The sequence below is a fragment of the Phormidium tenue FACHB-1052 genome (assembly GCF_014696675.1).
GTDB classification, from domain to species: domain Bacteria; phylum Cyanobacteriota; class Cyanobacteriia; order Phormidesmidales; family Phormidesmidaceae; genus Nodosilinea; species Nodosilinea tenuis_A.
This window is the reverse complement of sequence record NZ_JACJQN010000001.1, coordinates 111,084-125,022: the sequence shown is the minus strand read 5'-3', so window position 1 is coordinate 125,022 and position 13,939 is coordinate 111,084. Positions and strand designations below refer to the sequence as shown.

General features: G+C 54.9%; 10 protein-coding genes and 1 tRNA gene. 4 read left to right on the top strand and 7 right to left on the bottom strand.

All coding sequences use genetic code 11. The annotated features are described in order from the left end of the window. Positions 1-4: 4 nt before the first annotated feature. Positions 5-154 (bottom strand): hypothetical protein, encoded by a 150-nt coding sequence (locus H6G07_RS00525; RefSeq protein WP_190740673.1) that lies wholly within the window; start codon positions 152-154, stop codon positions 5-7. A gap of 408 nt (positions 155-562) precedes the next feature. Here H6G07_RS00525 and rne point away from each other — a divergent pair, with 408 nt between their 5' ends. The 3 genes from rne to H6G07_RS00510 all read left to right on the top strand — a co-directional run bounded on the left by rne (position 563) and on the right by H6G07_RS00510 (position 3,695). After that, the gene (gene rne, locus H6G07_RS00520; RefSeq protein WP_073606914.1) at positions 563-2,695 is read left to right on the top strand and encodes a ribonuclease E; all 2,133 of its coding nucleotides are present in this window, start codon (positions 563-565) and stop codon (positions 2,693-2,695) included. Between the two features lie 3 nt (positions 2,696-2,698). After that, positions 2,699-3,295 carry a ribonuclease HII gene (locus tag H6G07_RS00515; RefSeq protein ID WP_073606915.1) on the top strand — a complete coding sequence of 199 codons (597 nt, stop codon included), beginning with the start codon at positions 2,699-2,701 and terminating at the stop codon, positions 3,293-3,295. Between the two features lie 318 nt (positions 3,296-3,613). Then, a tRNA-Leu gene (locus H6G07_RS00510) sits at positions 3,614-3,695 on the top strand. 147 nt (positions 3,696-3,842) lie between these two features. Here the strand turns inward: H6G07_RS00510 and H6G07_RS00505 are convergent. The 4 genes from H6G07_RS00505 to H6G07_RS00490 all read right to left on the bottom strand — a co-directional run bounded on the left by H6G07_RS00505 (position 3,843) and on the right by H6G07_RS00490 (position 7,401). Beyond that, on the bottom strand, positions 3,843-4,556 hold the full coding sequence (locus H6G07_RS00505) for a hypothetical protein (protein ID WP_073606916.1): 714 nt from the start codon (positions 4,554-4,556) through the stop codon (positions 3,843-3,845). Positions 4,557-5,580: 1,024 nt separating this feature from the next. Continuing rightward, positions 5,581-5,853, bottom strand: a complete 273-nt coding sequence (locus tag H6G07_RS00500) for a DUF3143 domain-containing protein (protein ID WP_073606917.1) — start codon at positions 5,851-5,853, stop codon at positions 5,581-5,583. A 42-nt stretch (positions 5,854-5,895) separates the two neighbouring features. Then, on the bottom strand, positions 5,896-6,504 hold the full coding sequence (locus tag H6G07_RS00495; RefSeq protein WP_073606918.1) for a J domain-containing protein: 609 nt from the start codon (positions 6,502-6,504) through the stop codon (positions 5,896-5,898). A gap of 48 nt (positions 6,505-6,552) precedes the next feature. After that, on the bottom strand, positions 6,553-7,401 hold the full coding sequence (locus H6G07_RS00490) for a YaaW family protein (protein ID WP_073606919.1): 849 nt from the start codon (positions 7,399-7,401) through the stop codon (positions 6,553-6,555). Between the two features lie 85 nt (positions 7,402-7,486). On the opposite strand from H6G07_RS00490, the gene H6G07_RS00485 reads away from it, so the two are divergent. Then, a complete protein-coding gene (locus H6G07_RS00485; RefSeq protein WP_277882032.1) occupies positions 7,487-8,557 on the top strand; it encodes an NAD(P)/FAD-dependent oxidoreductase in 1,071 nt (356 codons plus the stop codon). Positions 8,558-8,564: 7 nt separating this feature from the next. Here H6G07_RS00485 and H6G07_RS00480 read toward each other — a convergent pair whose 3' ends face one another. After that, positions 8,565-8,744 (bottom strand): Asl3888 family RNA-binding protein, encoded by a 180-nt coding sequence (locus tag H6G07_RS00480; RefSeq protein WP_073606921.1) that lies wholly within the window; start codon positions 8,742-8,744, stop codon positions 8,565-8,567. 301 nt (positions 8,745-9,045) lie between these two features. After that, positions 9,046-13,743, bottom strand: coding sequence for a glutamate synthase large subunit (gene gltB / locus H6G07_RS00475; protein WP_073606922.1), 4,698 nt, complete (start codon positions 13,741-13,743; stop codon positions 9,046-9,048). Positions 13,744-13,939 lie beyond the last annotated feature (196 nt).

Sequence of the window (13,939 nt, the reverse complement as noted above, 5' to 3'; positions counted from 1 at the left end):
CAACTTAAAGCCTAGAGGGCGGGGCGATCGCGGGCACAGTTAGGGCCGCGATCGCCCCGCCCTTTTTGTTGCGGGTCTCAGTGCAATATTGCAAGCCACGTTCAATATCACAGGTGCAAATTTGCTCCACCTGTGGTAGAAAGATACGCAACATCGTGTTGCTGCGGCTGCTTGGCGCTATAATGCACTCAGCAGGAGCTAATGTACCTGAGCAAAGGTGCATAGCAAGTGTCTTAAGCAGCTACACAACCTTAGCGCTAAGTGCTTCTGTTAGAGTTTTTGTTCAGCTTGTGCGGTTTATCCCAAGCAGATCTAGCGCAAACGAGATCCAGTACGAACAAGAATTCTTAGAGTCGCCCAGCGAGTTAGGGAATCTGTGCATGCCCTTAGGAAGCAGGGTTTATTGCGATGTCGCAATGAATTCTATTGCAAAACCTTTGCAAACGAGTTTTCCGATCGCTCAGTAGCGGTGTTGACGTGGCTGGTGAATGGCCAAATCACCCTCTCAGGGCGGGAAAAGCAGACTTTATTCTCCCTGGTGAGCGTCGTATGAGGAATTTGGATGCCGAAGCAGATTGTTATTGCTGAGCAAAACCGGATCGCTGCGGTTTTTTCTGAAGATCAGATTCAAGAGTTGATTGTGGCTACCGGTAGCCACCAGGTCAGCGATATTTATTTAGGCACCGTAGAAAACGTGCTGCCCGGCATTGATGCTGCCTTCGTCAATATTGGCGACAGCGAGCGCAACGGCTTTATGCACGTCACGGATCTAGGGCCCCTAAAGCTAAAGCGCAGCGCTGGTTCCATTACCGAGTTGGTCGTGCCCCAGCAAAAAGTGCTGGTGCAGATCATGAAGGAGCCCACGGGCAACAAAGGGCCTCGGCTGACTGGCAACATCAGCCTGCCGGGGCGATATCTAGTCCTGATGCCCTCAGGGCGTGGAGTCAACCTATCACGGCGCATTCGCAGCGAGAGCGAGCGCAACCGCCTGCGGGCCTTAGCTATTTTGATCAAACCGGCGGGCATGGGGCTGCTGGTGCGTACCGAAGCCGAGGGCATTAGCGAAAATGCCATTATTGAAGATCTAGAAACCCTGCAAAAGCAGTGGGAAAGCATTCAGCAACAGGCTTTGAGCACTCGTCCTCCGGCTCTGCTCAATCGCGACGACGACTTTATTCAGCGAGTGCTGCGCGACGCCTACAACGCTGAAGTTAACCGCATTGTGACCGATTCTAGCACCGGCATGAAGCGGGTAAAGCAACATCTGGCCAACTGGAGCGATGGCCAAGTGCCCGCTGGGGTACTGATCGACCACCACCGCGAGCGCATTCCCATTCTGGAATATTTTCGAGTCAATGCCGCCATTCGCGAGGCTCTCAAGCCGAGGGTAGACTTGCCCTCCGGCGGCTACATCATTATTGAGCGCACCGAAGCGCTGACGGTGGTTGACGTCAACTCTGGCTCTTTTACGCGCTCTGCCACTGCTCGCGAAACTGTCCTGTGGACTAACTGCGAAGCCGCCGCTGAGATTGCCCGGCAGCTGCGCCTGCGCAATATTGCCGGGGTGATCGTCGTTGACTTTATCGATATGGACTCGCGGCGTGACAAGCTGCAAGTGCTTGAACATTTCACCAAAGCCCTGCGTTCTGACAAAGCGCGGCCCCAAATTTCGCAACTGTCTGAGCTGGGTCTAGTAGAGCTAACCCGTAAGCGTCAGGGTCAAAATATCTATGAGCTGTTTGGGCGTCCTTGTCCCACCTGCGGTGGTTTGGGTCATCTGGTGCATCTGCCCGGTGAGGTGCCTATGGACAATGGCAATGAAGTTGCCCCTCGCGCTCTGACCTCTGGGGTAAGTCCGGCTCCTCAGCTAGCGCCACTTCCCCCCGGCGATCCGAGCGACTTTGATAGTCGTCCTGACCTGCAAGAGCTAGATTTGGGTAATCACCCTAGCTATCAAGACAAATCGGGTCGCGGCAACAACCGCCGCCGTCGCCGCCGCGATCCATTGCCGACTCGCAGCAACGGTAAAGAATTGCCTGTTGTGAAAGACAGTGGGCCGGCTCCGCTTGACTTTAAAGAGCCGATTGAGTCGCTGACACCGCTAGTATCTCCTAAGCCTGAAGATGAAAAGGCTGTGCCTCGCGGGCGCGGGCGAACTGGGGGACGAACCGATTCACAAAGCGATCCGTCTCGGAATCGGAAGTCCGCTGTGCCCCCTCAAGTGGTAACCGTCGAAATGACCCCCGATGAGCAGCGTATCTACGCCATGATGGGAATTTCACCCATGGTGCTGTCGACCCAAGAGGTGGCTGACCCTCGCAACGTGATGGTGTCGGTGGTGTTGCCAGGGCAGGCTCCACCCGAGATTGTGTCTCTAACCCCAATGGAAACTTCGGCAGAGACTGCTGTCGAAGTGCCGCTGGTGGGTGTGACTGAACCAGCGCCCCCAGCGCCCAAGCCGTCTCCTAGCCGCACCGTGCGCACGCGCTCGGCCCGTGCTCAAGCCCAGGAAGCTGAGGTCATGCCTCTTGACGCGATCGCCTCAACTCCAGAGCCGACTATCGAACCTGCCCCTGTTATTCAACTAAACCCCGTAGAGGTCACCCCCGAAGCTGAGCCAGAAGAATCGTCTAGCAGCGTGCGCCGTCGCCGCCGCCGTCGTTCCTCCTCCGCTGGTGATGGTGGCGACGAGTAGGTTTTGACCCCTGAGACTTTTGAGCATTCCCCGGCGGCTAAGATTGCCGGGGTCGATGAGGTGGGGCGAGGGTGTCTATTTGGGCCAGTGGTAGCAGCGGCGGTGGTGCTGTCGCCGCAGGCCTGTGGGCAGCTTCAGGCGCTAGGGGTGACCGACAGCAAGCGCCTGAGCGCAGCCCGCCGCGAAAGCTTGGTGGAGCCTATCCAGCGGCTGGCCACAGACTATGCCCTGGGCTTAGCCACCATCCACGACATTGAGCGACTGAATATTCTCCATGCCAGTCTTTTAGCGATGTATCGGGCATTGTGTCGCCTGTCTACTCTGCCAGATCTCTGTCTAGTTGACGGCAATCAGCCTATTCCTCACTTACCCTGCCCCCAGCAAACGGTGGTACAAGGCGATCGCATTCACACCGAGATTGCCGCCGCCAGTATCTTGGCTAAGGTATGGCGCGATCGCCTCATTGTGCGCCTCGATCGCCGCTATCCCGGTTACCACCTAGCTCGTAACAAAGGCTATGGCAGCTCTGCCCATCGCCTAGCTCTGCAAACGCTAGGCCCCACGCCCCAGCACCGCCGTTCCTTCAAAGGGTGTGGCTAGCGACAGATGGCAGCTATTATCTCAGGCACTTAGCATTCGCCCAAACCCAACGGCTTTAGTCCCCGTAGAACCTATCTCTTGGCTGTTGCGACTGACAGGTCTCCACCGCCGTAACATTCCTCCGGATGCGGTTCTCCACCACAGTGTATTTCAGCGCTGGCAGGCATTAGGCGCTAGTTACCGTCCCAGCAATCTTCCGTCAGAATTGGTGAGCCAGCTCAACTCGTACGTCTTGGCCTGAGCTAAAAAAATAGTTTTAAAAAACGGGTTTAAAGGTTCCCATAGTCCGCCGTTGTTTGCTATGCTAAATGACCGAACGCGGATGTGGCGGAATTGGTAGACGCGCTAGATTTAGGTTCTAGTGTCTTCGGACGTGAAGGTTCAAGTCCTTTCATCCGCATTCTCAAATAAAGTAAAGTAGTGTGCGGAACAGTTCGCTGTTCCGCACACTACTTTACTTTATTTGAGCAGTTGAGATTCCGGTGGTGCTAACAAGGCTCTCAACCCTGGCAGATTTTGGGGTTTAGGAGCGAAAAAACCTTTGGGTCTAGGGGTTGTACTCCAACCTGTTAAAACGAGCGCCTAAAGAATTATTGAGGGCAAAAGGAATCCAGGCAAAGGAAAGCAGGAATTCCCCAATTTCATCTAGAACAAAAATTTCTGGCAAATTGATGGCTCGTGGGATAACCATAAATAGTATAGAAAGCACGACTAGCCAAGCCATATTTAGAGGAAACAGAGGCACGCCCCATTGGACGTAGAATTGATTCATTTTCTGACTGACACGATTTGAGATGGGAATAAGAAAACAGAAGAGTCCTACAAAAGCCACCCCAACCATACGAACATGTTGATGAATTCCATCAATATTATGAATGTTGAACTCATTTTGAAGATTGACAGATTCTAAAGACTCCGGAGTGGCGATGCCGAAGACGCGCTGGCCCCAGCTAATTTCTTCACCGCCAACCATAAATAGCAGAACCGCAAAAAATAGGCACCAAAACCTTAGAGGAGCAGTTTTAGCTTTAAAACCAAAAGCAAAAATGCCCGCAGCCAAAAAATAGAAGACGGCGCTTAAGCTCTCAAGAACACCATCTTCCTGGAACACGAATCCTAAGTCAGTGTTGCCATCAGTAACGATATAAATACTGAGCAGATTGGTAGCTAGTAGCGCAACAATAAAGTTTAGCCAAATATTGTATCTATGTTGATTACTTTTCTGGTGGATCTCAGTTTGAGATTCATTTAAAGCTGTCATATCTCCTCCTAAAAAAGTGTAAAAGATGTTTTTTGGGACAGATTTTTTGAATGTAGACGTACCAACGTCTGTCGAGAGAAATTGCCTTCCTAGAAGCGCACATGCGAGGCTTTGTAGACCGCAGCGCCAACATTGCGCCTATTAACGGGAACCAAAACTGGGTACGAAGCTGACCAGTCTGGACAAGTTCTACAGAACGAAAGTCCTCCTTAAACAGCTTTCCATAATCTGGATATAACTTCTCTTTGCCTTCTATTAACCTAAATTTAATCACGATCTTGCGGCAGCTTTGTGAAGTGCCTGTAAATAACACTCAAAAAAATATAGGCCTTCTGTGAAACTTCTTATGTCGGCATGGGCTTGATGGCAATCAATGGCTTAGCCATGTGTATACACGAAATGCCTTTATAAAGCTGGAGTAAAATGTGACGAAAAATACTTAACGTAGCCTTCCCTAGGTTGCAAGACTGACCTCTTTCTCTCAGGCCAGCATCGCGGCTAAGTGCGATTTATCGACAGGGTTATGCAAGCACGATCTGCTCTTAATGTTTATTGAGCCAATTTTCCGTGCAGGATCTAATGACCGACGAAAGCATGAAAGTGCACGCCTCAAAAAAAGTATGCAACCCCCACTAAAAACAGAAGCTTTAGTAGTTATCTAGAAAACTGTTTAGCCTTCTGTTCAGCAACACTTATGATCTATTTTGATGAAAACTAATTTGGTGGGTCTTGGGCTGCACCTAGATCGGGTTAAGGCGCTTGGCGAGGCAACTTATTATCTAGGGCAAAAAGTGTAGAAGTGATTTAAAAACTTTTACCCTTTCCTTAGAAATGGGCAATATTCTTCAAATTATTTTTGGGAAGTAATTCCAAATCTCCTTATAAAAAGAGGCTGTTCTGTAGCATTAAATGTCTAATGATGCAGAACGAATTTTCTAAAACGACCTTCTAGAACTCGTCTTGCCTATGCTATCTAGGCTGACAGCATAATCTGATGTGATGTGCCAAATAGTAAATTTTACTCCTAAGGGCCGGAGAAAATAGCCGCTTCCAAATCTTGTCGGCTTAAGGAATACTTAAACACGCGCTGAATGTCTTTGTTGTCTGACCCGGCACTGATATAGCGCACCACAATGCAGTCGGTTTCAAGTAGAATCTCAGCTTCCCATCGGGAACGAATCACGTGCCAACAGTGGGGGGCATCGCTGTCTTGGGTACAACCCTGCTGTCGTAGCCAAGCTTCGATGTCGGGCAGCGGGTAGTTATAGAGAGGTGTGGTTGCGGAGGGAAGTGCCATAGCCGTGGGTCACAGGAATAAGGAGTAAATAGCAATACGTATCTACAGCCAGGTGGGTGGTGCAGATGGCAGGGATCTTGGGCTAGGCAGCGCTTTTGGAAGGGAAGGTGCTTTTAGAGAGGTATCCCCTGCTGAAAATTCTGCTTCTGACTGTAGATCTGGAATCACTTCAATGTCAGGGCTGGACTGCATGGGTAATGTCTCTAGATTGGCGGTATAGTCGCCTCGGGTCAGGCTGACGGTGACCACTAAGGCTAGGCAAGCTACAAAGGTGATCCCTAAAATAAATAGGGCAAAAATTTCTCCAGCTGATAGAGGGCGATCAGTAGGATCGAGATACATGTTGGCAGGCTCTCGTCGCTGGAGGGCTGCTGGACGACTTAGTGGCTCCAAAGGCTGCATGACTGATATGCGAGAGTAGCCTACTTTCTGGTCATAAGTCCAACGCCGATCGGGGCTGCTGAGAATGGCGTAGGCTTCGTTGAGCTGCTGAAACTTTTCAGTTGCCTCGGTGGCGGGCAAGTCAGTGGTATCGGGGTGGTAGAGCTTGCTGAGGTCACGAAAGGCGCGCCGAATTTGTTGAGGGCTAGCAGTAGGCTTAACCCCTAATTGGTCGTAGTGGGTTTTGGGTCTCGGGTTTGCGTCAGGCATGGCGTCCCACTGGCAGGGCAATTAGCAAGAGGTATAGGTTGTTTGCTCCTATCCTGGAGCTAAGTCCCAATCGTCAGAGCGGGTTAGGCGAATTTGAGCTAGGGTAAACACGACAGGAATGACTCGACCGTAGTTAGTTGCGATCGCTCGCCAGCCCAAATCAGCTAAAAACCAGCCCCACAGCGCTGGCCCTAGCACCGAAAATACGGCTCGAGTAGCGCTGTAACGAGCGGCACTAGTGGCTACCCCTCGGGAGGCCATGCGTAGAGCAAACTGCCGGTGTACTTGGGTCAACATTGTGCCGCCCCCTTTAATCACGGCCTGCCGGGTTATTTCGTAGCGGGCCACATGGAAAGCCATTTGCTGAGCAATATGCTGAAGCAGCCAAGGCTGTAGGACTGTGCTAATTGCCACGGCACTACTGCCCTTGGCCAATAGACTTAAAGGGTTAGCCTGCAAGGCTAGGGGTAAGGATTGAAACTGGGCTGACCCCTGTAAAGATGTTTGAATCGATTGCTGTAGGCGATCGCGCTCTGCTTTTGGCAGCTTCTTGAGATTGCTGCGTAGCAGGTGCAAGAACACCTCTGCCTCTAAATCGTCGGTAGACCAAGCGGACAAGTAAGGCACCTTGAGGTAATGGCAAATCTGAATCAGCGCCTGGCGATAGCTGACTCGCTGGCTCTGGCCGTTGATCACCGTCAGCCCATCCGCCGCCAAAAACCGAAAGCGCTGTTCTAGGCGATCGAGCCACTGCTGCCGCGAACCGCTTTGTACCGTCAGTGGGTCGGCTTTTTGCAGGTAATCTAGTGGGTTAAAGCGTGGCCGAAACAACATTTCTGTTAGGGCCTCAAGTTCTTCGTCTGTTGCTAGCTCCAGGGCAGACCTCAGCTCATCCACTGGGCATCACCATATTTAAAAACTGTCTTACATTTTTACACAATTCCCCAAGATAGGATGTTGAGCAACGGCTACACACCAAAATTTGGCAGAAATGGGTATGGAAGATGTAGTGGTCATCGGAGCGGGTATTAGCGGCCTGACAGCAGCCCGTCAGCTTCAGCAAGGCGGACACCGGGTGATAGTGGTCGATAAGTCTCGCGGGCTTGGGGGGCGCTTAGCCACTCGCCGCCGTGGTGTTACGACCATAGATCATGGTTGTCGGTATCTACAGCCTTTTTCTGACTCCACGCTCAGTTGCTTGCCCACACTCCTAGAAGCTGGTGTCCTACAGCCCTGGGAGCCAGAGACGTTTACCCTGGAGGCCGCCGGTTCCCTCAAGGCAATGTCGCCAGAAACATTTTATATAGCGCCCCAGGGCATGAGCGCTGTTGCCAAAGCTTTGGCTCTAGGGCTCACTATTCATCACCACTGGCGCGCTACAGCGCTAACTCCGCTACCCCAGGGCTGGCGAATTGAAGGAGTGACTTTGAGCGGCGATCGCCAGGAACAACCTAGCTCAATCGAAGCTAAGGCTGTGGTTGTAGCGACTCCTGCCCCACAAGCCGCCACTCTGATGGATAGGGCTGCTCTTCAACACGAAGGCCTGGCCAACCTCAGACACCAGCTTCAGAACGTAGAGTTTGAAGCCGTCATCACCACCATGGCTGGGTATAGCCCTGATCAATCTGCCAGTCTTCCGGCTCAAACCTCTCAGAACGGCTGGATGATAGTTGGCAACAAACACCCGATCTTGCGCTGGGTTGCTTTAGACAGCGGCAAACGTACCGACCCTCAAGAGCTGGTGGTGGTAATGCACAGCAGTGCGGCTTTCGCGGCCAGCAACATCGATCGCTCTGATCTAGAGTCGGTTGGCCAGGAGCTACTCGCTGCTACGGCAAAGAGTTTGGCGTCTTGGCTCAGTTCCCCAACCTGGATGCAGGTTCACCGCTGGCGCTACGGTTTTGTGCGCCAGCCCCTAGGCTCTCCGGTGCTGTCTTCTCCAGCGGTGGCAACGCTAGTGGGTTGCGGTGACTGGTGCAGCGGAGGAAATGTTGAGGGCGCGATCGCCTCAGGCCGTCAAGCCGCGCAGCTAATTGCCACAGTGTTGAGATAGCGCAGCTCTAGGCGTTGTTATTAGAGTATTCGCTATTCTCTTTGTCTTCGGTGTTGTCCTCATCCGTTGCGCCAGTGTTGTTGCGGCGGAAGAAGCGCTGATTACCCGTCCGCTTCTTGCGGAACTTGCGGGCATAGGCCTGGTTGCGTAATGCTTTTTCTTTTTTCGGGTTGCGACGCTTAGACATTCAATAACCTCAGACAACAGGGCAGACGAGATCAGTAAACAAGGACACGGCACCTACAGCAGGGATATAACCCTGATCTCAGGCTTAAGCAGGCCTTGAGGCCAATCAAAATCTCAAGCCGGACAATCTGCCCGCACCGGCATTCGTTACCCACGACATGCCAAAACTAGAGATCTACCTTAACACAAAGCGATACCAGGACTGGCCCCTATTTTAATGTGGCCAGAGCAGAGGGATGCGCGCGTGCGGTTGAGCGTGAACCGACATCAGCAACACCCCCGATGTCGGTTCACGCTTGGCACTACGACTGACTGGGACTGAGAACCTTTTCGGCCTCAGCCGTATCAGGGTTGGCTTCTGGAGTATCAGCCTCCGAGGGCGGTACCACCTGCCAGAACTGAGGCAAGTAGTCGTTCCAGTTGTCTAAAACGGCCTTAGCCTTAGGGCTGCCGGTGTGAGCTAGGTGAGCCTCAATTAGCATTTTGAGCTGGGCTTTCCCCGCAGGGGTAATGACCCGCTGAACGTTGACAATTTCGGGGTTGACTCGCACTGGAAAACCGCCGGTTTCGTCTAGGAAGTAGGCTAGGCCGCCGGTCATGCCGGCCCCTACGTTACGGCCCACCGGCCCAAGCACAACAACTACACCACCAGTCATGTATTCACAGCAGTGATCTCCAGCGCCCTCAATCACCGCTTGCCCTTTGGAGTTGCGCACGGCAAAGCGTTCGCCAGCGGTGCCCAAGGCATAAAGGGTACCGCCGGTAGCCCCGTACAGGCAGGTGTTGCCAACAATCACGTTGGTCGCGGGATCGTAGGTAATGCCAGCGGGGGGCTTGATGACAATTTCGCCGCCGTGCATACCCTTGCCGACGTAGTCATTAGACTCGCCCACGAGGGTTAGGGTCATACCGGGTAGGTTAAACGCCCCAAAACTCTGACCGGCGCTGCCCTCAAAGTTGAGGTTGAGCTGTCCTTCAAACCCGCTGTTGCCGTACTTTTCGGCGATCGCTCCAGCAACCCGAGCCCCAATCGTGCGATCGGTGGTGGCCACGCTATAGGTTTTGGTCACCGTGCCCTGGTTCTGAATAGCGTGCTGAATATCAGCATCGGCCAGCATGTCGTCGTCGAGCACCGGGCCATTGCTGTGGACGGCTGGGTGGTTTAGCCAGGTGCGATCGCCCCGCCCGTCGGGCAGATCCATCAGGGTGGTGAGATCGAGGGCATTGGTTTTAGCCAGGGAGACATCTGTGCGGGGCCGGAGCAGATCGGCCCGGCCCACAATGTCAATCAGGGAGCTGTAGCCCAAGCGAGCCAGCAGCGATCGCACCTCTTCGGCAATGTAGAAGAAGAAATTCACCACGTGCTCAGGCACGCCGGTAAACCGCTGGCGCAGCTCTTCTTTTTGGGTAGCGACCCCCACTGGACAGTTGTTGGTGTGGCAGACCCGCGCCATAATGCAGCCCTCGGCGATCATGGCGATAGAGCCAAAGCCAAATTCTTCGGCTCCCATTAGGGCACCCATGACAACATCCCACCCGGTTTTGAGGCCGCCATCGACGCGCAGGGTGACGCGATCGCGCAGCTCGTTGTCCATCAGCACCTTGTGTACCTCGGTGAGGCCCAGTTCCCAGGGCACCCCGGCGTGCTTAATCGAGCTGAGGGGCGAGGCTCCGGTGCCCCCGTCATGACCCGACACCTGAATCACGTCGGCGTTGGCCTTGGCGACCCCGGCGGCGATAGTGCCGATGCCCACTTCAGACACCAGCTTCACCGATACTCCGGCCTTAGGGTTGATCTGGTGCAGGTCAAAAATTAGCTGGGCCAGGTCTTCAATAGAGTAGATGTCGTGGTGGGGAGGCGGTGAGATCAGCGCTACCCCAGGCTTTGAGCGGCGCAGCATGGCGATGTAGGGGCTCACCTTTTTGCCGGGTAGCTGACCTCCCTCGCCGGGCTTGGCCCCCTGGGCCAGTTTGATCTCAATCTGGTCGGCGTGCATCAGGTATTCGGGGGTGACCCCAAAGCGCCCTGAGGCCACCTGCTTGATGGCAGAACTGGCGGTGTCGCCATTCTTGAGCCCCCGCAGGTGGGGGAAGGTGGGCGAGTTGCCCTCAGCATCGACATCGGCGAGCACCTTAAAGCGCACCGGGTCTTCGCCCCCTTCGCCAGAGTTTGACTTGCCGCCGATGCGGTTCATCGCCACCGCCAACACTTCGTGGGCCTCACGCGACAGCGCTCCCAGGGACATGCCCCCGGTGCAGAAGCGGCGCATAATCGCCTCTGCCGACTCTACTTGGTCGATGGCAATGGGCTGGCGATCGCTCTCAAATTCCAGCAAATCCCGCAGGGCGCTGAGCGGGCGATTTTCGAGCTGGGCGCGGTATAGCTCGTAGTGGTCGTACTGGCGATCGGCTACCGCCTTGTGCAGCAGTTTGCTCATGGCGGGGTTGTTCATGTGGTATTCCCCGCTGGGTCGCGATTGCACAAAGCCCATATTTTGCAGGCGCTTGGCCGATAGCTCAGGAAAGGCCCGCTGGTGGAATTGAATCGTCTCTTGGGCCAAATCTATGACAGAAAGCCCCCCCAATCGAGAGGTGGTGCCCCGGAAGGCTAGATCCAGCAAGTCGGGGCCGATGCCGATGGCCTCGAAAATCTGCGCCCCTCGATAGCTGGTAATTAGCGAGATACCCATCTTCGAAAGAATTTTCAGCAGGCCCGCATCCACCGCCTTGCGGTAGTTGTCCTGGGCACCGTTGAGGGTGATCACCGACAGCTTGCCCGTTTCCATCAGCTTTTGGGTGCGGCTGTCGGCCCACCAGTGGCGCACCGACTCTAGCGCTAGGTAGGGGCACACGGCGCTGGCCCCATAGCCAATTAGGCAGGCAAAGTGGTGGGTGCTCCAACATTGGGCCGTATCGACCACCAGGGAGGCCCGCATGCGCAACCCGCCGCGAATCAGGTGGTGATGCACCGCGCCCACCGCCAGTAGGGGAGGAATGTAGCTGACCTCGGCACTGAGAGGGGTCGGGTTGCCCTGGGCGTCAACGCGATCGCTCAGCACCACAATTGTCTTACCGGCTTTAACGGCGGCGTCGGCGCGATCGCACAACGCTGCCACCGCCTTTGCCAAACCCATTGGGCCATCCGCAGTAGCGTACAGCGTAGATAGGGTGGCGGTGGCAAAGCCCGACCCGTGAATTTGCTCTAGCTCCACCTCATTGATCACCGGGCTTTCCAGCTTGAGCAAGTGGGCGTACTCGGGCTGCTCATCCAGCAGGTTGCCCTGGGCACCAAGCTGGGTAGTCAGTGACATCACCAATCGCTCGCGCAGAGGGTCAATGGCCGGGTTGGTGACCTGGGCAAAGCGCTGCTTAAAGTAGTCGTAGAGCAGGTGGGGCTTCTCTGACAGCACGGCGTGGGGCGTATCGTCGCCCATGCAGAAGGTGGGTTCTTTACCCTGGGCTGCCATGTCCTGAATGATCATGTCGACGTCTTCGACGGTGTAGCCAAAGGCGCTCTGCTGAGGCAACAGATCGGCGGCGGGGTAGAGGGTCGCCTCCGTAAATAGCTGAGGCTGGATCTCGGCTCGGTTGTCCTTCAGCCACTGGCCGTAGGGGTGCCGAGTGGCCACCCGCTGCTTAATGGCCCAATTTTTGAGAATTTCCTGACTCTGTAGATCGACTGCAATCATCTGGCCGGGGCCAAGACGACCCTTTTCTACGATGTCTGCGGGGGCTACATCGAGCACGCCTGCCTCCGACGACACCATCAGCAAATCGTCTTTGGTGACGATGTAGCGGGCCGGACGCAGGCCGTTGCGATCGAGGGTGGCTCCCACCTGAGTGCCGTCACTAAAGACAACTAGCGCTGGGCCATCCCAGGGCTCTTGCAGGCCGCTGTAGTAGTCGTAGAAATCGATGATTTCGGGATAGGCGTCTAGCTCGGGCTGGTTGTTGTAGGCCTCGGGCACCATCATCATCAGGGCTTCTTGAGGTGAACGGCCCGATCGCACCAGTAACTCCATAACGTTGTCGAGGTTAGCGGAGTCGCTGTTCTCGGCGTTGACAATGGGCTTGAGCAGATCTACGCGATCGCCCCACACCGGATGGTGGAGATCGGCCTGGCGCGCCACCATCCAATTGATGTTGCCCACCAGGGTATTGATTTCACCGTTGTGACCCAGCAGCCGCATGGGGTGGGCCAGGGGCCACTTAGGCATCGTATTGGTGCTAAACCGACGGTGATACACAGCAAACGAGCTAATGTAGTCGGGATCGCGGAGGTCGTCATAAAAGGCTGTTAGCACCGCCGATCGCACCATGCCCTTGTAGACAATCGTGCGGCAGGAGCAGGAGCACACATAGAACTCTTTCAGATCGGCTACAGAAGCCGCCCCTAGCTGGTCAGAATTGATGGCTGCCTTGGCCACCAGATGCAGCACCTGACGACGCACTAGGTAAAGCCGACGCTCCAGATCGTCGCCGGTCTCTGCGGCTGAGGCGATCACCAACTGCTCAATGCGTGGTTGGTACTGCTTTGCCAAAGGCCCCAGCACGTCAGGATTGACAGGCACCGAGCGCCATCCCACCACGCTCAGTCCTTCCTCTCTGACCACCTGGTTAAAGGTGTCGCGCACAAAGGCCGCCGTCTCACTGTGGTTGGGCAGAAAGATCATCGCTACGCCGGTGCGATCGCTCTCTAGCGACCCATACCCCTGCTCCTCTGCCCAGCGATCGAGCACCGCCCATGGAATGGCCGTCATCACCCCGGCCCCGTCGCCAGAATCCTGGTCGGCGCAGCAGCCGCCCCGGTGCTCCATGCAGTCGAGGGCCGCTAGGGCTTTAGCCACTAAATCGTGGCTGGCGCGGTTCTGGCGATCGGCCAAAAAGCCCACGCCACAAGCATCACGTTCTTCGACTAGCGACTTTGGCCCCCAATTTGGCCATTCAGAACGGGTGTGCTGCCGAGGTTGGTAGGGGTGATTCACAGGTGTACGTCCCATGGAATAGGAAACAACGAAGGTGTGGTAAAAGCAGAGCAACGGATTTGGCTGGGAGAACTAGCCTAACAGCACACATCCCACAGCAAGACGGCAGAGCCTCTAAATCGAAGCGCAGGTCGTGTCCAGAAAACAGGCCAGAATTAAGTGCCTGATTTCAAGTGATTCAATCAACCCCGGGCAGGCTTAGGGGCAGTGC

Coding starts and splice junctions, on each gene's coding strand:
- H6G07_RS00525 (WP_190740673.1), bottom strand. CDS start 154: ATGTTGCGTATCTTTCTACCACAGGTGGAGCAAATTTGCACCTGTGAT.
- rne (WP_073606914.1), top strand. CDS start 563: ATGCCGAAGCAGATTGTTATTGCTGAGCAAAACCGGATCGCTGCGGTT.
- H6G07_RS00505 (WP_073606916.1), bottom strand. CDS start 4,556: ATGACAGCTTTAAATGAATCTCAAACTGAGATCCACCAGAAAAGTAAT.
- H6G07_RS00500 (WP_073606917.1), bottom strand. CDS start 5,853: ATGGCACTTCCCTCCGCAACCACACCTCTCTATAACTACCCGCTGCCC.
- H6G07_RS00495 (WP_073606918.1), bottom strand. CDS start 6,504: ATGCCTGACGCAAACCCGAGACCCAAAACCCACTACGACCAATTAGGG.
- H6G07_RS00480 (WP_073606921.1), bottom strand. CDS start 8,744: ATGTCTAAGCGTCGCAACCCGAAAAAAGAAAAAGCATTACGCAACCAG.
- gltB (WP_073606922.1), bottom strand. CDS start 13,743: ATGGGACGTACACCTGTGAATCACCCCTACCAACCTCGGCAGCACACC.